The organism is Janthinobacterium svalbardense, assembly GCF_002327145.1.
Classification (GTDB): Bacteria; Pseudomonadota; Gammaproteobacteria; order Burkholderiales; family Burkholderiaceae_D; genus Janthinobacterium; species Janthinobacterium tructae.
On record NZ_CP023422.1, the window covers coordinates 6,091,076 to 6,111,835 of the forward strand.

At 62.4% G+C, this 20,760-nt stretch carries 18 protein-coding genes; 7 read left to right on the forward strand and 11 right to left on the reverse strand.

The window, feature by feature from the left end; translation table 11 throughout:
• The first annotated feature begins 153 nt into the window (after positions 1-153).
• Positions 154-1,536, forward strand: coding sequence for a short-chain fatty acyl-CoA regulator family protein (locus CNX70_RS27145; protein WP_096238094.1), 1,383 nt, complete (start codon positions 154-156; stop codon positions 1,534-1,536).
• Here the strand turns inward: CNX70_RS27145 and CNX70_RS27150 are convergent.
• From CNX70_RS27150 to CNX70_RS27180, 7 genes are read right to left on the reverse strand one after another with little or no spacing between them, the layout of a single operon-like run.
• Complete coding sequence (locus CNX70_RS27150; protein ID WP_096238095.1) at positions 1,533-2,594, reverse strand: adenosine deaminase family protein; 1,062 nt, start codon at positions 2,592-2,594, stop codon at positions 1,533-1,535. The genes CNX70_RS27145 and CNX70_RS27150 overlap by 4 nt on opposite strands.
• Before the next feature lie 25 nt (positions 2,595-2,619).
• Positions 2,620-3,564, reverse strand: a complete 945-nt coding sequence (locus CNX70_RS27155) for a nucleoside hydrolase (protein WP_244198970.1) — start codon at positions 3,562-3,564, stop codon at positions 2,620-2,622.
• A 19-nt stretch (positions 3,565-3,583) separates the two neighbouring features.
• A complete protein-coding gene (locus CNX70_RS27160; RefSeq protein WP_096238096.1) occupies positions 3,584-4,615 on the reverse strand; it encodes an ABC transporter ATP-binding protein in 1,032 nt (343 codons plus the stop codon).
• 13 nt (positions 4,616-4,628) lie between these two features.
• Entirely contained in the window at positions 4,629-5,408 is a 780-nt protein-coding gene (locus CNX70_RS27165; protein WP_070290842.1) for an ABC transporter permease, read from the reverse strand.
• Entirely contained in the window at positions 5,405-6,244 is an 840-nt protein-coding gene (locus CNX70_RS27170) for an ABC transporter permease (RefSeq protein WP_071075234.1), read from the reverse strand. Before CNX70_RS27170 ends, CNX70_RS27165 begins: the two co-directional genes overlap by 4 nt.
• 21 nt (positions 6,245-6,265) lie before the next feature.
• Positions 6,266-7,288 carry an ABC transporter substrate-binding protein gene (locus CNX70_RS27175; protein ID WP_244198971.1) on the reverse strand — a complete coding sequence of 341 codons (1,023 nt, stop codon included), beginning with the start codon at positions 7,286-7,288 and terminating at the stop codon, positions 6,266-6,268.
• 57 nt (positions 7,289-7,345) lie between these two features.
• On the reverse strand, positions 7,346-8,461 hold the full coding sequence (locus CNX70_RS27180) for a porin (RefSeq protein ID WP_244198972.1): 1,116 nt from the start codon (positions 8,459-8,461) through the stop codon (positions 7,346-7,348).
• A 227-nt stretch (positions 8,462-8,688) separates the two neighbouring features.
• On the opposite strand from CNX70_RS27180, the gene CNX70_RS27185 reads away from it, so the two are divergent.
• Complete coding sequence (locus CNX70_RS27185; protein ID WP_096238099.1) at positions 8,689-9,606, forward strand: LysR family transcriptional regulator; 918 nt, start codon at positions 8,689-8,691, stop codon at positions 9,604-9,606.
• Between the two features lies 1 nt (position 9,607).
• Here the strand turns inward: CNX70_RS27185 and rsmA are convergent, their stop codons facing one another.
• From rsmA to CNX70_RS27205, 4 genes are all read right to left on the reverse strand, one after another.
• A complete protein-coding gene (gene rsmA, locus CNX70_RS27190) occupies positions 9,608-10,387 on the reverse strand; it encodes a 16S rRNA (adenine(1518)-N(6)/adenine(1519)-N(6))-dimethyltransferase RsmA (RefSeq protein WP_096238100.1) in 780 nt (259 codons plus the stop codon).
• Positions 10,388-10,438: 51 nt separating this feature from the next.
• The gene (gene pdxA / locus CNX70_RS27195) at positions 10,439-11,488 is read right to left on the reverse strand and encodes a 4-hydroxythreonine-4-phosphate dehydrogenase PdxA (protein WP_096238101.1); all 1,050 of its coding nucleotides are present in this window, start codon (positions 11,486-11,488) and stop codon (positions 10,439-10,441) included.
• Positions 11,489-11,507: 19 nt separating this feature from the next.
• Complete coding sequence (locus tag CNX70_RS27200) at positions 11,508-12,902, reverse strand: peptidylprolyl isomerase (RefSeq protein ID WP_244198973.1); 1,395 nt, start codon at positions 12,900-12,902, stop codon at positions 11,508-11,510.
• Between the two features lie 103 nt (positions 12,903-13,005).
• Positions 13,006-15,249: an LPS-assembly protein LptD gene (locus tag CNX70_RS27205; RefSeq protein ID WP_096238103.1), complete on the reverse strand. Its 2,244-nt coding sequence runs from the start codon at positions 15,247-15,249 to the stop codon at positions 13,006-13,008.
• Positions 15,250-15,348: 99 nt separating this feature from the next.
• On the opposite strand from CNX70_RS27205, the gene CNX70_RS27210 reads away from it, so the two are divergent.
• The 5 genes from CNX70_RS27210 (at position 15,349) to CNX70_RS27230 (ending at position 20,733) form a co-directional block, all read left to right on the forward strand.
• A complete protein-coding gene (locus CNX70_RS27210) occupies positions 15,349-16,416 on the forward strand; it encodes an aminoglycoside phosphotransferase family protein (RefSeq protein WP_096238104.1) in 1,068 nt (355 codons plus the stop codon).
• Positions 16,417-16,461: 45 nt separating this feature from the next.
• Positions 16,462-17,190: an N-acetylmuramate alpha-1-phosphate uridylyltransferase MurU gene (gene murU, locus CNX70_RS27215; RefSeq protein WP_096238105.1), complete on the forward strand. Its 729-nt coding sequence runs from the start codon at positions 16,462-16,464 to the stop codon at positions 17,188-17,190.
• Positions 17,190-18,512 (forward strand): aminopeptidase P N-terminal domain-containing protein, encoded by a 1,323-nt coding sequence (locus CNX70_RS27220; protein WP_167389787.1) that lies wholly within the window; start codon positions 17,190-17,192, stop codon positions 18,510-18,512. Before murU ends, CNX70_RS27220 begins: the two co-directional genes overlap by 1 nt.
• A 9-nt stretch (positions 18,513-18,521) precedes the next feature.
• Positions 18,522-19,664 carry a UbiH/UbiF/VisC/COQ6 family ubiquinone biosynthesis hydroxylase gene (locus CNX70_RS27225; RefSeq protein WP_096238107.1) on the forward strand — a complete coding sequence of 381 codons (1,143 nt, stop codon included), beginning with the start codon at positions 18,522-18,524 and terminating at the stop codon, positions 19,662-19,664.
• 115 nt (positions 19,665-19,779) lie between these two features.
• Entirely contained in the window at positions 19,780-20,733 is a 954-nt protein-coding gene (locus CNX70_RS27230) for a GGDEF domain-containing protein (protein ID WP_096238108.1), read from the forward strand.
• Positions 20,734-20,760 lie beyond the last annotated feature (27 nt).

Below are 20,760 nucleotides of genomic sequence, written 5' to 3' on the forward strand. Positions count from 1 at the left end.
GTCTCCTGGTTTTATGGATAGGTCTGTTTGCATTATTCGCACAATACGGGCCGCAAACAAGGCGTGAAAATGCGAGATAATGCAAAGCTGAATCTGTTAATCTGCAAATATTGTAAATTTGCAGATTCCACAAACCGGGGAAGAGGAAGCGCGATGGCAAAGGTTTTCATGGGCGTGCGCCTGCAGCGGCTGCGCGAAGAACGGCGCATGACGCAGGTGGCGCTGGCCAAGTCCCTGGGCATTTCGCCCAGCTATCTGAACCAGATGGAGCGCAACCAGCGCCCGCTGACGGTGCCGATTCTGTTGCGCATCGGCACGGTACTGGGGGTCGATCCGCAAATTTTCTCCGAACACGACAGCGCCAGCCTGGTGGCCGACGTGCGCGACGTGTTCGGCGAATTGCCCGACGCGCCGCCCACCTCGATGGCCGAACTCAAAATGCTGGTGGAAAACATGCCGGAACTGGCGCGTTCCATCCTGCTGCTGCAGCGGCGCTACCGGGTGATGGCGGAACGGGCTGACACGCTGGCCGCGCGCCTCGACGACGGCAGCCGTGGCGCCAGCTCGGCGGCGCCCTCCACGGACGAGGAAGTGCGCGAATACCTGAACCGGCGGCAAAACTATATCGATGAGCTGGACCGGGCGGCCGAACTGGTGGCGGGCGAACTCGATCCGCAGCTGCGCGCGCTCGACGCGCTGCAAAGCCGCTTGCTGTCGCGCCACGGCGTCAAAGTGCAGCTATCCGATGGCGACGCGGGCATGGTGCGCAAGCATCGCTTTGATGCCCAGCAACACATCCTGTGGCTGCCCGACACCCTGACGGGCGGCCAGCGCGCCTTCCAGATGGCGGCGCAAATCAGCCTGCTCGAGCACAGCGAGCTGATCGATGCCCTGGTGCTGGCGGCGGGATTTTCCGGCGCGGCCGCGCAAACGAGCGCGCGCCTGGCATTCTCGAATTACTTTGCCGGCGCCCTGCTGATGCCATACCAGCGCTTTTTGCAGGCGGCGGAAACGCGCGCTTACGATATCGAGCGCCTGGCGCACCAGTTCGGCGTGGGTTTCGAAGCTGTGTGCCACCGTTTGAGCACCATGCAGCGCCCCGAGGCAGCGGGACTGCCCTTCTTCTTCGTGCGCGTCGACCGCGCGGGCAATGTCTCGAAGCGCCAGTCGGCCACGGACTTTCACTTTTCGCGGGTGGGCGGCACCTGCCCCCTGTGGATCGTCTACGACGCCTTCAGCCATCCGGGCCAGGTGCTGACGCAAGTGGCCAGCATGCCCGACGGCTGCACCTATTTATGGATCGCGCGCCAGGTGAGTACGGCCTCGCCAGGCTTCCGCGCGCCGGGCAAGACCTTTGCCGTGGCACTGGGCTGCGACATCTCGCAGGCGCACCGGCTGATTTACTCAAAGGGGCTCGATTTGCACGACCCTTCCAGCGCCACGCCCATCGGCACGGGCTGCAAGGTGTGCGAGCGCCAAAGCTGCCCGCAGCGGGCGTTTCCGTCCTTGCTGCTGCCGCCGCCCGTTTCAGCTTAGGAGGCGTCAACCACGCGGGCGCGCAGCGCGTCGAACTCGCGCGTAAAATCGGCGCGCCAGTCGCGCCGCGTACTCTCATCGATCCAGGCCGCGTCCAGGCCGTTCAACATGAAGCCGCGCATGTCATCCAGGCCGAAACCGAATTCACGCATCATCATCCAGGCGCCCGTTGGCGTCACGTGATGCAGGGTCGGGTCGTCCGTGTTCGGATGCAGTTTCAGGCCCAGCTTGGCCATGGCGCGAATCGGGTGATCCAGCGCCCAGCGCTCGGGCGCCAGCGTGCGCAGATAATACGAATTGGTCGGCACGACCGTAAACACCAGGCCACGCTCGACGCAGCGCTGCGCCAGTTCCGGGTTGTCGACAATCGTGTAGCCATGGTCGACACGGTCCACCTGCAATTGCTCGATGGCCGTCGCCACGTTCATCCACGGCATGCCGAATTCACCCGCATGCGCCGTGCATTTGAAGCCGGCTTCGCGCGCGGCCCGGTAGGCTTCGATGAAGAGTTCCGGCGGGCGGTCGTTTTCGCGGTAGTCGATGCCGATGCCGATGACTTCCGGCGCGCGGTGCGCCTTCATCCATTCCACCATCTGCACGGCTTCGGCGGGAGCGGCTTCGCGGTCGATGCTGGGAATCAAACGGCCGATCACGCCAAAATCGCGCTGCGCGTCGCGGATGGCGGCCACGATGGCGTCTTGCGCCGCGTCATAGCGGATGCCCGAGACGCGCACGGTGCCGGTCGGGTTCCAGAAGAATTCCGCATAGCGCACGCCGTGGCCATGCACGTCTTCCAGATATTCATACGTGAGGCAATACAGGTCGGTCGGCGAAACGATCAGGTGCGCGTCGAGCGCGCGCAGCACGCGCAGCACGCCCACCGGTTTGTCGCCGCGCGTATAGAACGCGTCGATTTCCTCGGGGCTGACGACATTGCCCGTCTTGGCGGCCAGCGCGCGGAAAGTTGCCTGGCGCACCGTGCCAAACAGGTGGCAATGCAGCTCCACCTTCGGCATGGCGCGTAAAAACTGTTCGATGCTCAGGGGTGAATTAGACATGAAGCTCGTTTCGTAGTGAAGTGGGTCAGACGAGAATGGCAGCCAGGCGGCGCATCAGGCGCTCGATGGCGGCCGGGCCGTCGGCCAGCATCGCCACTTGCGTGTTGATGGGCGCGCGGCGCGGCACGCGGAACTCGCACACCGTCATGCCGCGCGTCAGTTCGCCCGTCAATTCGATGGCCACGTGGGCGCTCTGGAACTGGAATAGCTGCGGCGCTTCCAGGTACAAGGCCACCACCGGGTCGTACATCGGCATGGGCACGGAACCGTCGGCACTGCGGATGCGCACATACGCTTCCAGGTAGCCAGCCAGACGCTGCGCGCGCGGCGTGCCGATGGCGCGCAGGCGCTGCACTTCCCCGTTCGTCACCAGCAACTGGCGGCACAGGTTCAAACCGAACATGCGCAGCGCAATGCCGGACTTGAACACCTGAGCAGCCGCTTCCGGGTCCGCATAGATATTGAATTCGGCCGCCGCCGTGTGGTTGCCCTGGTCGGTCGAACCGCCCATCAGGATGATTTCAACGATTTTTTCCGCGATGTCGGGCGCCTTGGCCAGTGCGGTTGCGATATTGGTCATCGGCGCGATCGCCATGATGGTGATCTGGCCAGGATACTTGCGCACGGCGGCGATCAGCGCGTCGACGGCGTGACCGGCAGCATCCGTGGCGGCGCCCGGCGGCAGGATCTCGCCCGTGGTCGGCATGCCGCTGTCGCCGAGGATGCGCTGCGCCGTTTCGATCACGCCGGCCAGCGGCTGCTCGCAGCCGCGATAAATCGGTACCGTCAAACCGTCATGCGCCTTGATGCGCAAGGCATTGTCGTAGGTGATATCGACGGGCGCATTGCCCACCACCACGCTCACGCCCAGCCACTCGATATCGGGATTGCTGCCAAGCAGCAACATCGTCAGCCAGTCGTCGAAACCGGGATCGGTGTCGAGCCAGATCTTTTTCAAGGCTTGGGTCATGCTGCGCTCCATTCAGAAATCACGCGCCCAGCCACAGGGCGCTGTCGGACGGCAGCACGAAGGACACGGCCGTGCCTTCGCGCCAGGTGGCGCCGCCGGCCGCGCAAATGCCCTTGACCTGGCCCAGCGGCGTTTGCAGCAGGTATTCGACGGTGTCGCCGAGGAAGCCCCGTGCCAGCACGGTGCCAGGATACTGTCCTGCTGCGTCGTCGGCGGCGCAGACGCGCACCTTGTCCGGACGCCAGCCCAGCACCGTGGTGCCGGCCGCGACGAGGGAGGTGTACGGCAGGCTGGCGCCCGCGTGGTGCAGCGCGCCATCGCGGTAGTCGAACAGATTTTCAAAACCCATGAAGTTGGCGACGAAACGCGTCGACGGCGTATTGAAGACGGCTTCCGGCGTGGCCAGCTGCTCGATGCGCCCGCCGTTCATGACGACGATGCGGTCGGATAGCGCCAGCGCTTCTTCCTGGTCATGCGTCACGTACAGCATGGTGATGCCCAGTTCGCGCTGGATGCGGCGCAGCTCGGCGCGCATCTGCACGCGCAGCTTGGCGTCCAGGTTCGACAGCGGTTCATCCAGCAGCAGCAGGGCCGGTTCGACGACGATGGCGCGCGCCAGCGCCACGCGCTGCTGCTGGCCGCCGGACATCTGCGCCGGCAAGCGGGTTTCAAAACCCGTCAGTCCCACGGCGGCGATCACCGCTTCCACTTTCGTTTTCAGCAGGGCCGGCGCGACCTTGCGCAGGCGCAAACCAAAAGCGATGTTGTCGTACACATTCAGGTGCGGAAACAGCGCGTACGACTGGAACACCATGCCGATATTGCGTTTATTCGGCGCCAGCTTGCCGATTTCGCGGCCATCGAGCACGATGCGGCCCGACTGCAGCGGCATCAGGCCGGCGATGGCGCGCATGGTGGTGGTCTTGCCGCAGCCGCTGGGGCCCAGCAGGGAAATCAGTTCGCCCTGCTCGACGTGCAAGTCCAGGTCTTTCACGGACGTCGTGTTCTTGGCGTAGCCGAGGTTCAGCTTGTGCAGTTCCAGATAACTCATCGTGTGTTGCCTCTTACATGTATTTAGAAATGCCCAGCACCTTCTCGGTCACCATCACGAAGGCCATGGTGAACAAGACCAGCAAGGTCGACAGGGCAGCGATCGACGGGTCGAAGCTGTTTTCCATATGCCCCAGCATCTCGATGGGCAAGGTGCTGATGCCCGGTCCCGTCAGGAACAGCGAGACGGGCACCTGGTTGAACGAGGTGACGAAGGCGAGGAAGAAGGCAGCGATCACGGCGTTGCGGATATTCGGCAGCACGATCATGAAGAACGCGCGCAGGCGCGACGCGCCCAAGGTGATGGCGGCATCCTCGATATCCACGCGCAAATTCACCAGGCTGGCGTACACCACGCGCACCGAGTACGGAATCAACAGGGCGATATGGCCGATCAAGAGGCCCACGTACACGGGCGCGTTGATGGTCAGGACCAGGTGGTGCAGCAAGCCCAGGCCGACGAGGATGGCGGGAATGATCAGCGGCGACGTCAGGATCTGGCGGATGGCGCCGATGCCGGGGGGCGGCATGCGCGAAAACGCATACGCGACGGGAATGCCCAGCAACAGCGCGATGACGGTGGCGATCAGGCCGATTTCCAGGCTGGTCTGGAAAGCGCGGCGGAACTCGGGCGCCGCCCACACTTCCAGAATCCAGCGCAGCGAATACGACTCGGGCGGGAAGGCCAGCGTTTCACCGCCGGAAAAGCCCGCCAGCACGACGATGGCGAAAGGCCCCAGCAGGAACAAAAACACCAGCCACAGGACGGCGCGCGAAAACAGGCTTTCTTTCATACAGAGCTCCGGCTCGAGGAAATACGTTTAAGGCCGGCATTCACCAGCAGGGTCATGCAGACGAGGATGACGGCGATCACATTCGCGGCACCAAAATCGCTCTCCACGCTGACCTTCTGGTACAGCAGCGTTTCCAGCATCAGCACCTTGGTGCCGCCCAGGAGGGCCGGCGTCACATAGGCCGTCACGCAGCCCGTAAACACCAGCGTGCCGCCAACCACCAGGCCTTCCTGCGTCAGCGGCAGGGTGACCTTGCAAAACACTTGCCATGGATTCGCGCCCAAAGTCGCCGCAGCCGGTTCCACGTCGCGCGGCAGGTTTTCCAGCGCACCGGCCAGCGACATCAGCATCAGCGGCAGCAGCAATTGCAGCAAGCCGACAAACACGGCGAACTCGCTGAACAGCAAACGCAGGGGCTCGTCCGTGAAACCCATGTTGACCAGCGCCGCGTTGAGGGCGCCATTACGCCCAAGCAAGACGATCCAGGCATAGGTACGCGCAATCGGCGAGACCATCAGCGGCAGAATCATCATGCCCACCACCAGGCCGCGCCACTTCGGCGACACGCGCGCCACGGCTTGCGCGGCCGGGTAGCCGAGGATGATGGCCGCCAGCGTCACCAGCGCGGCGATGCGCAGGGTGCGCCAGAAGATGGTGCGGTTGAATTCCTGCGAGAAGAATTCAATGAAGCGGTCAACGCCCCACTGCATGCCGTCGCCGACACGGAAGGCGTCAACCAGCAAGGCCAGCACGGGCAGCAGGAAGCAGACGACGATAAAGATCAGCGCCGGCAGGACCAGCAGCAGTCCCAGGCGCTTTTTTGGATCAGCAAACATGGTGTTTTCTCCTCGTCACCACTATTTGCTCATGGCCTTGTTCCACTGCGTCATCCAGTTGCTGCGCTGCTTGAGGATGGTTTCCGGCTTGACGAACTTCAGCGAGCTGATTTGATCGGCGCCATAGGTATTGAATTGTGCGGCCGCCACCGACAGGCGCACGTCCCTGTTGACGGGCGAGTCGACCAGGTTAGTCGCCAGCTGCGTCTGCACTTCCTTGGAGAGCCAGAAATCCATCAGCTGGTAGGCCAGGTCCGCATTCTTCGAACCGGCCACGATGCCCATCACGTTCATGCCGGCCGCCTGGCCTTCGGCCGGGATGCTCCATTTCAGGGGCAGGCCCGTCTTGAGCATTTGCGACCAGGTAAAGCGCGCCACGGGCGCGGCCCAGATTTCATCCTGCGCGAACAGGGCAGCGAGCTGCGCGCTGTTCTTCGAGAACGTGACGACGTTGCCCTTCATGCCAACGATCTTGGCAAAGCCGGTGGCGTAGTCGTCCGTCTTGCCGCCCCAGGCCGCATCGGCCATGCGCAGCATCAATGGGCCCTGCGTGGTGCTCACGTCGGGGAAGGCCACGCGGCCCTTCAGTTCGGGGCGCCACAGGTCCTTCCAGGACGTCAGCGGGGCAATCTTGTCGCTGCGGTACACCAGGCCTACCGAATACAGCGTGTAGCCGACGGCGTAGTTGCCGCCGATGGGGTTTTTCGCTACGTCGTACAGGGCCTTGTAATTGCTCAGTTTGGCGTAATCCATGGGCTGGATGACGCCCTTTTGCGCCGCTTCCAGCATGCCGGAATCGGACAGCAGCACCAGGTCGATCACCGGATTCTTGGCGTGCACCACCAGCTTGGCGATGCGGTCCGCATTATTCCCTGTTTCCACCTTGATATCGCAACCGCACTTGGCCTTGAATGGCTCGTACACATACTTCATGAACAAGGGCTGGGCAATCGGATAGGCCGAAATGACCAGCTCGCGTTTTTCCGCGTGGGCGGCGTTGGCCAGCAAGCCTAGGCTCAACGCCAACATGAGGTGCTTTTTCAAGATGCTTCCTTTCAGGGGGCGGCGCTGCGGGACAGCGCCTGTAAAAATGAATCAGACTCAGAAATAATGTCGCATGCCGACGATCAGGACACTTTGCGTCTTGCCGCCCGCGGCACCGAAACCAAACACGCGGGCGAACGTCGCATCGCCGGCCGCTTTCTGGTAGCTCCAGGTGATGGCGACATCGGTGCGCTTGGACAGGAAGTAATCGGCCTGGAAGTTGACCTGATGCCATTTCGGCGTCTTGTTGATCACGTCATATTTCCCGGTGGTATAGAAATACGACGCGCCCAGGTTCAGCGCTTCCGTCAGCTTGTGGTTCACGTTCAGATCCACGTTTTGCAGGGTCAGATTGCTTTGGTCCAGGTAGTGGTAGCGCACGTTGGTGTACAGCGCGCCAAACTTGGTCCTGCCCACATTATAAAAGCCTCCCGTGCCGGCGATGGCCTGGCTGTCCACGCCGGCGCCCTTGACGGCGCTTTTATTGAAGATCAACAGGGAACTGCCATAGTCGTTGCCGATGGCGCCATTCGGCGCATCGGGGCTGTTCGGGTGGTCCATCTTGGTGTAGGCGACGGCCCAGCTGAAGGCATCAACCTTGTAGCCGGCGCCCATGCTGTAGACGCGGTTGCGGTTGGAGTCTGCCGGGTTTTCGCTGAAACCGTACAAGCCCGTGAACGACAGGTTGCTGATGTTCGGGCTGACATACTTGACGGCATTTTGCACGCGCAGGTTGTTGTAGCCATTGTCGTTGTCGCCGATGTGCACGCCGTTACTGGCGATGACCACCGGGCCCAGCAGATCCTTGACGGCTTCGTACTGGCGCCCCAGGGTCAGGGTGCCCTTGTCATTGCTGGACAAACCCACATACGACTGGCGGCCGAACAAACGGCCGCTCTGCGACGCCGTGCCCGTCATCACATTAAAACCGTTTTCCAGCACGAAGATAGCCTTGGTGCCGTCGCCCAGGTCTTCCTGGCCGCGGAAACCGATGCGGGGATTCTGATTCGTGCCGCTCAGCGCATGCGTGCGGCTGCCGCTACCCTCATCCGACACATAGCCGATACCGGCCGACAGCAAGCCATACACTTGCACGCTGCTTTGCGCCTGCGCCGCACCCTGTGCCGCCAGCAAGCCACCCACCACCACCGTTCCCGTCATCCATTTGTTCATCGCCGCCACCCTAAAAAGAATACACCCTGAGTTTTTTTGGAATTATTGTATTGATGCGTCCCTTGCCTGACGCGCCGCCGCACGTGCCGGCGCCGCATTCCAGGCGCTTCTCCTGAATATTATTGCTTTCAAGACAAGTAAAGACCAGTCCAGAATATGGTAAATTGCGGGATAAGAAAATTTGTTTATTTTTATAAATCCATTACTTTTTCTAATAAGCAACGCCCATGCATGAACTGAGCAAGAAGATTTCCTTACGACATTTACAAGCGTTTGCCACCCTGGCCCGGGTAAACAGCTTCAGCAAGGCTGCACAGGAATTGTGCGTGACCCAGCCAGCGCTCAGCGCCTCGATCAAGCTGCTGGAAAATCAGCTGGGAAAAAAGTTGTTTAACCGCACAACCCACCAGCTGGAACTGACGCGCGAAGGCAAGCTGGCGCTCGACTACGCCACGCATTTATTGAATACGGCGAGCAACACCTTTGCCGATATCCAGCGCGCCATCGGCAGCGGCCGGCACCGCATCCGCATCGGCGCGATCCCGTCGGCCATGGCGATGACGGCCGTGGTGGTGGCGCGCTACAGCGAGCAGCATGGCGATGAAGTGGAAATCGTCCTGTCGGACATGCCCAACGATGGCTTGCTGCACGCGCTGCATTCGGGCCAGCTGGACTTTTGCGTGGGCATCGAGGTGCCCGGTTCCGTCTCGCTGGAAAGCGTGGGCTTGTTCGAAGACGAGCTGGTGCTGGTGACGGCTGGACGCCATGCGCTGGCGCCGCTCAAGGAAGTACGCTGGGAGCAGCTGGCGGGGCAGGAAATCGTCGTGTTTACCAAGGGCAGCATCTGGGAATTCGCCTCGAGCGCGCTGCGCCAGCATGGCTTGAGCCCGTCGAGCCTGTACCAGATGATACACAGCGAATCGCTGTACGGCGTGGTGCGCGCCGGCATCGCCGTGGGCATCATGCCCAGCCTGTACACGACGTTCCTCAACGACGAGGATCTGCACGTGGCCCCCCTGCGCCAGCCCACCTGCAAGCGCAAGATCGCCTTGATGCGGCGCAATGAAATCAGCCGCAACCACCATGTGGACGATTGCTTCCTCGCGTTACGCAAGGATCTGCAACAGGTCGACCAGTGGTTTTAAGTTAAGCCGGGGCTTTCAGCAAATTCGCCAAAGCAACATACTGCTCCAGGCCCACGGTTTCCGGGCGCTTGGTCGGGTCGATGCCGGCCGCCTTGATCTGCTCTTCCGTAAACATCCCGGCCAGGCAGTTGCGGATCACCTTGCGGCGCTGCGAGAAGGCCTTCATGACGACCGCTTCCAGCGTCGCCTGGTCGCACGCCAGGCGCTCGGCCACGGGGATCATGCGCACGATGGCCGATTCCACCTTCGGCGGCGGATCGAAGGCCGTCGGCGGCACGATGAACATCAAGGTCATGTCGTAGCGCCATTGCAGCATCACGGACAGGCGGCCAAACGCCTTGCTGCCAGGCTCGGCCACCATGCGTTCGACGACCTCCTTTTGCAGCATGAAATGCTGGTCTTTCACCAGCGGTGCGAAGTCCGCCAGGTGGAACAGCAGTGGACTGGAAATGTTGTACGGCAAGTTGCCCACGATGCGCAACTTCTGGCCGGCCGGCACGGGAATTTGCGCAAAATCGAATTTCAGCGCGTCGCCCGAGTGGATTGTCAGCTTGGCCGGATTGAAGGTCTTTTCCAGGCGCACGATCAGATCGCGGTCCAGTTCCACCACATGCATGTGCTTCAGGTGGCGCAGCAACTGCTCCGTCATGGCGCCCAGGCCGGGGCCGATCTCGACCATGGCGTCGTCCTCCTGCGGCGCGATGGCGGCCGTGATGTCGTTGAGGACGAAGCGGTCGTGCAGGAAGTTCTGGCCAAAGCGTTTGCGGGCAACGTGTTTCATATTCTGTTTTTCTATTCTAGAGGCGGTGTAGCGGGGTAAAACCGGTGGGGTTCAGGCGCGGGTGCTGGCGCGCAGCATGTCGAGCGCCGTTTGCAGCGCTTGCTCCATGCTGTGGCAATCGGCCAGCCCCAGCCCTTGCGCGGCCAGGTCCAGCGCCGTGCCATGGTCGACCGAGGTGCGGATCAGCGGCAAGCCCAGGGTGATATTGATGCCGCGCCCGAAGGTGGCGTATTTCAGCACGGGCAAGCCCTGATCGTGGTACATGGCCAGCACGCAATCGGCGTCGGCCAGGTATTTGTGCTGGAACAGGGTGTCGGCAGGGTACGGTCCGCGCGCATCGATGCCGCGCGCTTGTGCCGCAGCAATCGCCGGGGCGATGACATCGATTTCCTCGCGTCCCAGATAACCGCCCTCGCCCGCATGCGGATTCAGGCCGGTCACCAGGATGCGCGGCGCGGCGATGCCGAATTTCTGCTGCAAGTCCGTCTGAATGATATCCAGGGTGACGGCCAGGCTGTCCAGGGTGATGGCAGCGGACACGTCCTTCAATGGCAAATGCGTGGTGGCCAGCGCCACGCGCAGGGTCGGTTCGCCATGTCCCGGTTCGCCGGCCAGCATCATCACCACTTGCGCTGTGTTGGTTTTTTCTGCCAGGTATTCCGTATGGCCGGAAAAGGCCACGCCGGCGTCGTTGATCGTACTCTTTTGCAAGGGCGCCGTGACCATGGCGCCAAACCAGCCGGCTTCGATACCTTCCACGGCCGCGTCCAGGGTCGCCAGCACGGAGCGCCCGTTTTCCTTGTTGAGTACGCCAGGAATGACATTATTGACAGTCGGAATATCGATCACGGCCAGGCGGCCGGGTCCGAAATGCGGCAGGCCGTTGTTGCGCACGGCTTGCAGCGACAGCGCTGCCAGGCGGATCTCCGGGTCGATCAGGCTGGCCGTCAGCGCCAGGAAGGCGGCGTCGCCCAGCAGGATGACTGTGACTTCATTGCGCATGGCCCAGGCCGCGCGTATGGAGATTTCCGGGCCGACACCGGCCGGTTCGCCACAGGTAATGGCGATGGCCGGGCGGCGTGCAACGGGCAAGTTACTCATGCGCAAATAGTCGGCAGCATTACTGGTCGTCCGCGCGGAATTCGACGTAGGCACGGTCGCGTACTTCGCGCGCCCAGTTTTCCGTCGCTTCTTCCAGTTTGCGTTCGCGCAAGGCGTTGCGTGCGGCGCTGCGCTGCTTCTCTTTCGAGACGTCGTCGCTCTTGCGTTCCAGCACTTCGATCAGGTGGAAGCCAAAGCTCGATTCGATCGGCTCGCTCACTTCGCCCGGTTTCAGCGCATTCATCGCCGTTTCAAATTCCGGCACGGTGTCGCCTGGATACAGCCAGCCCAGGTCGCCGCCCTTGGCGGCCGAACCATCATTCGAGAACAAGCGGGCCAGGTCTTCGAACTTGGCCGCCTTGTTGTCCAGGCGCTCTTTCAATTCGGCCAGTTTGCGCTTGGCTTCGGCAGCCGACAGGGTCGGCGTAATTTTCAGCAAGATGTGGCGCGCATGCGTCTGCTGCACGGCGGCCACCGCTTGCGCTTCAGCCGCGCTGCGGCGATCCACCAGTTTCAAAATATGGAAACCGGTATTGCTCTTGATGATGGGCGTGATCTGGCCCGGCTTCAACTTCAGCAACTGTTCCGTGAACAAAGGCGGCAAACGGTCGCTATTGCGCCAGCCGATATCGCCGCCGCTCAGCGCATCGCTGGCGTCGGAATAGGTGGCGGCCATCTTGGCAAAATCGGCGCCCGTGCGCAACTGGCGGCTGACTTCTTCGGCGCGCGCGCGGCGCGCGGCGATCTGTTCAGGGCTGGAGTTTTCCGGAATGCGCACGAGAATCTGCGCCAGGTTCAGCTCGACCTGTTCGCTGGCCGCCGCTTTTTCCGCTGCCAGGAAGTTATCCACTTCGGAATCGGAAATCTGGATCTTGGCGTCGACTTCATGCTCGCGCAAGCGCTGCATGATGATTTCATCGCGAATTTCTTCGCGGAAGGTCGCAAACGGCGTGCCTTCTTTTTCCATCTGATTGCGCAGCTCTTGCACCGTCATCTTTTGCTGTTCAGCAATACGGCCAATCGCGCGGTCCAGGGTCAGGTCATCCACGCGCACGCCCATTTCCTTGGCCAGCTGCATTTGTGCGCGCTCAACAATCATGCGTTCCAGCAATTGGCGACGCAGGTCGGCGGGATCAGGCAAGGGCACGTTTTGCGCCTTCATGCGCTGCTCGACGCTCTTGATGCGGGCCGCCACTTCATTGCGCGTGATCACATCGTCATTGACGACGACGGCGATGGAGTCGATGCTCTGGCCACTGCTCGAGGCCGGCGGGGTGAAACCCTTGACCGGTGCTGGCGTGGCAGCAGCGGGCTTGCTCGCAGGCGCTGGTGCAGCCTGTTGCGCCCAGACACTACTGGTCGTGGCGCCGGAAATGGCGCACAACAAAACCGTTGCAATTTTGAGTTGGTGCATACTGGCATTACGCATAATGTGTAGAGCGCTCATGAGTTCAGGTGAATAAAAAAACCGGTTTGTGCCAGCGCCGGGAACACCGGCAGCGGCAACGGTGCCTATCTTAACGGAGTGGCTGGCTCAGTGCCTGGTAACCGGGGATGGTTTTTGTAAAAGTTTCCAAGCCATTCGCGCCCAGACCCAGTCCATTCGACAAGCCCGTCAATTCCAGCTGGAAGAAGATCGGCGTCGAGACAGTCTTGGCCGTCGTCACGAAACGCTGCGCGCCCATGCGGAACACCCAGCAGTCGCCCTTGTACTCCAGGCCGACCAGGCTTTCCAGCATGCTGCGCTCCTTCACGGAGTAACTGATGCGTCCCACGCCATACAGGCGGTCCGTCAACGGCCATTGGGTCGACACTTCAACGTTACGCCAACCAGTATCTCCACGCTGGAAACGACTGCCAAAATTCAATACTTTCTTGGCACCAGGCTGATATTGCAAGGTGTAGTTGTAGTTCATCAACTGGCGATCGCTGGGATTGTACTGCACCAGGCTGTCGACGGTCCAAGTCTCGGACACGCGGCCCGTTGCTGCCAGCAGGATATCCGAACGCGACTGGTTGACGGGCGTGCTCGAATCGAGTTGCACGCGCTGGTCGGCAAAGTAGAAACGCTGGCCGAAAGTCAGGCGCATGCGTTCCGTTCCATCGGACTGCAGGAAACGCGATACCAGGGCGGCGGTGACCTGGTTGGCGTCGCCGATGCGGTCGCTGCCGACAAAACGGTTTTCCGTGAAGATCTGCGTCAGGTTGAACGTCCCAGCGGCCGTATCGAATTTCGGAAACTGAGACTGGTCACGGTATGGCGTGTAGACGTAGAACAGGCGCGGCTCCAGAGTTTGCGTGCCGCCCTTGGCGCCAAACAGATTCGTGTCGCGTTCAAACACCAGGCCGCTGTCGACCGAGAAGGTTGGCACGGCGCGCGTAAACGACGTATCCGCAAACTTCGCCTTGGTCCTGGCGTCGTTATCAAGCTGATACGCACTGGCATTGAGCATCAGCTTGGGCGTGATGAAGTAACCAGGGCGCACGATGGGGAAACTCACTTGCGGCACGGCCACCAGGCGCGACCCTTGCACCTCGGTCGGGTGGGCGAAGCGCGTCGCTTCCGCGTCGAAGGTCCAGTCGAAGCCGCCCCAGACGTCGTATTTACCAGCGTGGAAGTTCACCGCCGGCAAGCGGTCATACGGGCGCGGCACGGTCACATTGGGATCGGGATCCTGCAGCACCTGGTAATTCTGCACGCGCGCCGTCAGGCTCCAGTCCTCGGTGCGGTAATCGGTGCGCAATTCGCGCAGCAACTGACGCTCGGTGGCGGTGGCGACGGTTTTCGAAAAATCGTTCGGGTAATTATTGTCGGACGCCTCGCGCAGGTCCCAGCTGTAACTCCAGCCCTTGGCCAGCGCCTGCTCATGCTTGGACTTGATCATGTAGCGGTTGGTCTTGGTCTGCTTGTCGTTAGGCAAAAACTCAAACGATGTTTCGCCCTGGTACAGGCCGGCATCCGTCTCGCCCATGTAGCGGCCCGTCGCACCGAGCTGGATGCCACGCCGCTGTATGTAGCGCGGGAACAGGGTCAGGTCGCGGTTCGGCGCGATGTTCAGGTAATACGGCATCAGCAGCTCGAAACCGTTCTTCGAGGCAAAGCCCGGCGTGGGCGCCAGCCAGCCCGAGCGCCGCGCACCCGACAGCGAAAATGAGATGCCCGGCGTACCCAGGATCGGCACGTCCTTGAAATAGATGATGGTCTTGCTGCCGGTGCCCACGTCGCGGCCCGTATCGAGGTTCAAGGTGCTCGATTTCAGGTACCAGTCCGGATTCGGCCCTTCGCAGGTACTGTACGTACCGTCGATGACCGTGGCTTCGTCGGGGTTGATGAAGTCGACACGCTCGGCTTTGCCCTGGCCGCCACCCACTTCGAAGCGGTACGTCGGGTTGAGCAGGAAACCCTTGCCGGTCTCCATGTTCAGCTTCAGGACGTCACCCGTGTAGTAATCGCCGAAACGCCACATCTTGATATGGCCCTCGGCGTCGAACTGATCTTCAACTTGTTTGTAACAAGCTGTATCGGCCGTCATTTTTGTGGTTTTTCCGCGCTCAATCACGACATTTTTATCGAGATTGATCTCCCTTTCGGGTCGTCCGTTCATGCTGTTCGCCGTCATGACGGTGGGCGCGTCGGGATCTTCCACATGAACCGGACGCGGTGCTTTCTGGGCGTGGACAGGCACCGTCGTGGCGGCGACGAGCGCGCTGATGGCGAAAGCCCAGCGCTGCGAAGGGGGGGAGGCCGAAAACCAGCTCATGAATTGGAAGGGGCAAGCACCATTGAGAGGCGATTTTTTGATTTGAATCCCTTATTATATGGGAATCTGCATCATCAACCCGATTCCACAGGCCGCTTAATGTCATTCTCTTCCAATTCCTCCACCGCGCCGGCCCAGGCCGACGCTCGCCTGACCCTGTTGAAAGCCTGGTTGACCTCGCTTAACCTCGTCGCGCCTGATTCCGCCCGCCCCGCTTCCAGCGATGCCAGCTTCCGCCGCTACTACCGTCTCGATATGCTGCCAGGCAATACAACATTGCCAGGAAGTACACTGATTGCCATGGATGCACCGCCCGAGCGCGAAAACGTGCCCGCCTTCGTCAAGGTAGCCGGCTTGCTGAAAGGTGCCGGCGTGTCCGTGCCCGAGATCATCGCGCAAGACCTGGACAACGGCTTCCTGCTGCTCTCCGACCTGGGCACGACCACGTATCTCGACGCCCTGAACCACGACAACGCCAGCGTGCTGTACGCCGAAGCGCTGGAATCGTTGATGAAAATCCAGCTGGCCAGCCAGCCGGACGTACTGCCCGAATTCGACCGCGCCTTCATCCTGCGCGAAATGCATCTGTTCCCGGAATGGTTCATCGGCAAGCATCTGGGCGCCACCTTGACGGATGTGCAACAAGCCCAGCTGGACAAGGTCTTCGAAGCCATCACGGCGAATATCTTGTCGCAGCAGCAAGTATTCATGCACCGCGACTACCATTCGCGCAATTTGATGCACATCAACGATGGTTCGATTCCGAATCCCGGCATCCTCGATTTCCAGGACGCCGTTTTCGGTCCCGTCACCTATGACATCGCCTCGCTGCTGCGCGACGCCTACATCCAGTGGGATGAAGAACTGGTGCTCGACTGGGTGATCCGCTACTGGCAGCGCGCCAAGCAGCTGGGCTTGCCAGTCAATCCCGACATCGACGCCTTCTACCGCGATTTCGAATTCACGGCCCTGCAGCGCCACCTGAAAATCCTCGGCCTGTTCGCGCGCCTGAATTACCGCGACGGCAAGGATCTGTACATGGGCGACCTGCCAACCGTGCTCGACTACGTGCGCAAGACCGCCAACCGCTATACGGAACTCAAGCCGCTGGTGCGTTTGCTCGATGCATTGGAGAATAAAACGCCCCAGGTCGGCTACACATTCTGATCACTTCAGAGCAATGTACAAAATAAATCAGAAAACGAGTATTCCATGAAAGCCATGATCTTTGCCGCAGGCCGCGGTGAACGGATGCGTCCGCTTACCGATACCTGTCCCAAACCGCTGCTGAAAGTGCGCGGCCGCCCGCTGATCGTCTGGCATGTGCTGAACCTGGTGCGCGCCGGCATCACGGACATCGTCATCAACCATTCCCACCTGGGCCATCTGATCGAGGAAACCCTGGGCGATGGCAGCGCGTATGGCGCGCGCATCGCGTATTCGCCGGAAAGCACGCCGCTGGAAACGGCGGGCGGCATCGCCCAGGCGCGCCACTTGCTGGGCGAGGAACCGTTTCTCGCCATTTCCGGCGACATCTATTGCCCCTACTTTGACTTCAAGCAAGTACTCGATGTGCTGGCAGACAAAGACGTGCTGGGCACGCCGTACCCGGCCGACCAGCGCGACATCGCCTGGACTTACCTGGTGCCCAATCCCGACTTCCATCCACAGGGCGACTTCGGCCTGACCTTGTTCGCGATCAACAATACCGACGACACCAAATGGACCTTCGCCAATATCGGCGTATACCGTCCCGAAATGTTCGACGGCATCACGCCGGGCAGCCACGCCAGACTGGGCGACCTGCTGCGCAGCTATGCGGACCAGGGCCGCGTGGGCGGCGAAGTCTATCCGGGCGAATGGACGAATGTGGGCACGCCACAGCAGCTCAATGTACTCAATGCGCTCAATGGCATCACGCCCAGGGCCAGCGCAACATGATGGCCAATTACGCGGCCCGGCGCGCGGCGCTGCTGGCGCAGATGCTGCCGGGCAGCGTGGCCATCCTCGCCACGGCGCCCGAAGTGCCGCGCAACAGCGATTGCGATTATCCGTATCGTCACGACAGCTATTTTTACTACCTCAGCGGTTTCACGGAACCCGACAGCGCCGTGGCGCTGGTGGCCGCCAGCGCCACGGCGCCCGCGCGCGCCATCCTGTTTTGCCGCGCCAAAAACACCGAGCGCGAAATCTGGGAAGGTTTCCGCCATGGCCCCGAGGCGGCACGCGCCAGCTTCGGTTTTGACAGCGCCTTCCCCATCGAGGAATTCGACGTGGAAATGACGCGCCTGCTGGCCGACGCCCCCGCCATCTACTATGCGCTGGGCGGCAGCCTCGATGCACAGGTCAAGGTTTGGCTGCACAGTGTGCGCAAGAAGGCGCGCAGCGGCGTCACGGCGCCCGCCATGGCCATTGAGCTCAACGGCATGCTCGACGCCATGCGACTGCTGAAAGACACACAGGAACAGCAGCTGATGCGCCGCGCGGCCGCCATTTCCAGCTCGGCCCACGTGCGCGCCATGCGCGCCACGCGGCCCGGCATGCACGAATACGCGCTGGAAGCGGAGCTGCTGTACGAATTTCGCCGCAGCGGCGCGCAGTTCCCCGCGTATTCCTCCATCGTGGCCGGCGGCGACAATGCCTGCATCCTGCATTACAGCGCCAACAACGCGGTATTACAGGACGGCGAACTGGTGCTGATTGACGCCGGCTGCGAACTCGATGGCTACGCGTCCGACATCACGCGCACGTATCCTGTCAACGGCCGCTTCAGCGGCCCGCAGCGGGCGCTGTATGAACTGGTGCTGGCCGCGCAGCAGGCAGCGCTGGACATGGTGCGCCCCGGCTTGCCGCACAGCGCCATCCACGAGGCGGCCGTGCAAGTGCTGGCGCAGGGCATGCTGGATTTGAACTTGCTGGACCGGCAGAAAAGCGGCAGTGCGCAGGACGTCGTCGCCGACAAGGCGTATATGCCCTTCTACATGCACGGCACCAGCCACTGGCTGGGCATGGACGTGCACGACGTGGGCACCTACCGCGACACGGGCGCGCCCGGCAAGCCATGGCGCGCTTTGGCACCGGGCATGCTGCTGACGGTGGAACCGGGCATCTATGTGCGCCCCGGCGCGGGTGTGCCGGAGCAGTTCTGGCATACCGGCATCCGCATCGAAGACGATGTGCTGGTCACGCCGCAAGGCCATGAAGTCTTCAGCACGGCGCCCAAGAGCGTCGCTGAAATCGAACAACTGATGTCACAGGATTAACGCCGCCGCATGCATACACCGTCCACTTTCAATCTCGCCATCTGCGGCGCCGGCCCCGTCGGCATGGCGCTGGCCGCCCTGCTGGTGCAGCGGGGTACACGCGCCGCCGGCATCGCCCTGCTCGACGCCAAATCCCTCGAGCAAGCCAGGCGCGACCCGCGCACCATCGCCCTGTCGCACGGCAGCCGCCAGATTCTCGAGGAAGCGGGCGCCTGGCCCGTGGCAGCGACCCCGATTCATCAGATTCACGTTTCGCGCCGCGGCCAATTCGGGCGCAGCCTGATGGACCGCAGCGAGCATGGCGTCGAGGCGCTCGGTTATGTTGCCCGTTACGGCGCCGTCGTCAGCGCGCTGGCCGATGTGTGCGAGCGCCTGGGCGTGGCCAGCTTGCGCCCGGCGCTGGTCACGGGCAGCGTGGAAGACGGCGATGGCGTGTCCGTGCAGATCGACCAGGCGGGCGCCGCATCGAGCTTGCGCGCCAGTCTGCTGGTGCAGGCCGAGGGCGGCCTGTTCGGCCAGCAGCAGGAGCGCGCCGTCAGCCGCGATTATGGCCAAAGCGCCATCATCGCCCATGTGCGCACCAGCGCCCCCATCGCCCACCGCGCCTATGAGCGCTTCACCGACGAAGGCCCGCTGGCCCTGCTGCCGCAGGACGATGGCTACGCGCTGGTGTGGTGCGTGCCGCCCACGCGCGCCGAACAGTTGCTGGCCCTGGACGACGCAGCCTTCCTGGCGCGCCTGGGCGCCGCCTTCGGCAGCCGCCTGGGACGCTTTACCCACACGACGGCGCGCCTGGCCTATCCCCTGGGCCTGAACGCGCAGGCGGACGGCACGGTGCGCACGGTCGCCATCGGCAATGCGGCGCAAACCCTGCACCCGGTGGCAGGGCAAGGCCTGAACCTGGGCTTGCGCGACGCCGCCGTGCTGGCCCGCGTGCTGGCGCAGGACAGCAGCCCGGCCGGCCTGGAACGCTATGCGCAATTGCGCCAGGCAGACCGGGGACTGACCGTGCGCGTCACCGACACCATGGCGCGCATTTTCACGGGCAGCGCCCCTACGCAAGGCTTGCTGGGACTGTCGCTGGGCTTGCTGGACGCCTTCCCGCCCGCGCGCAAGGGACTGGCGGAACTGATGATGTACGGCCGCCGCTGAATCTTGGCAATAAAAAAAGAACACGGGCGAAAAAGAAACAGCGAGCATATCCGGCATGGAGTAAACGGCCTGCGGATGCGACAATGCCTGTCACCTGGCTTTCGGCGACCGTTCCATGACAGATACTTTGCCCGCAGCACCGCCTGCCGCTCTTCCCGAAGTACTTTTTTTCCGTCTGCTGGAAGATGCCCTCGACGCCGTCATCATCATCGACGAGCAATGCCGCATCCGCTATATCAATGGCGCCATGCAGGCGCTGTCGGGCTATGCCAGCGGAGAGTTGCTGGGCCAGACACTGAACGGCCTGCTGCCCGACGCCGTCGGCGCGCAGCATGACAACCTCGTGCTCAACTACATCCGCAGCTCACGCAGCTCCAGCGTGCTGGGCAAGATACGCGAATTCGCCATTCGCCACCGCGACACGCAAATGATCCCCATCGAAATGAAGGCGATGGACCTGGGCGTGGTCGACGGCACGCGCTATTTCGGCGCCTTTTTGCTCGATGTGCGCGAACGGCGCGAACTGGCGGCAAAAAACGCCAGCCTGCTGGCGCAGCTGGAACAGCAGGCGCTGTACGATGCGCTGACGTCGCTGCCCAACCGGCGCGCCTATGAAGCGCAGGCCGAGCAGGCGATGGCGCGCGCGGCACGCAGCGGCGCCGCCCTGAGCGTGGGCGTGGCCGACCTCGACCACTTTAAAAAGATCAACGACCGCTACGGCCATGCCGTGGGCGACGCCGTGCTGCGCACGGTGGCGCAGGCGCTGCGCGACACGGGACGCATCACCGACGTGGCGGCGCGCCTCGGTGGCGAGGAATTCGGCCTGCTCTTCCCGGACGCCAGCCTGCAGCAGGCACACCAGGTGGCTGAACGCATCCGCGCGGCCGTGGCAGCGGCGGTCACCGTGCTGCCCGACGGCGCCCCGTTGCACGTCACCATCAGCATCGGCGTGGCGTCGCTGGTGCAAGGCGCCAGCCTGGACGCAGCCATATCGGATGCCGACAAGGCCCTGTACGCGGCCAAGCATCAGGGCCGCAATAAAGTCGTCGCGGCAGCGGCCGGCCAATAAAAACGGCCCGCGCAAGGCGGGCCGTCC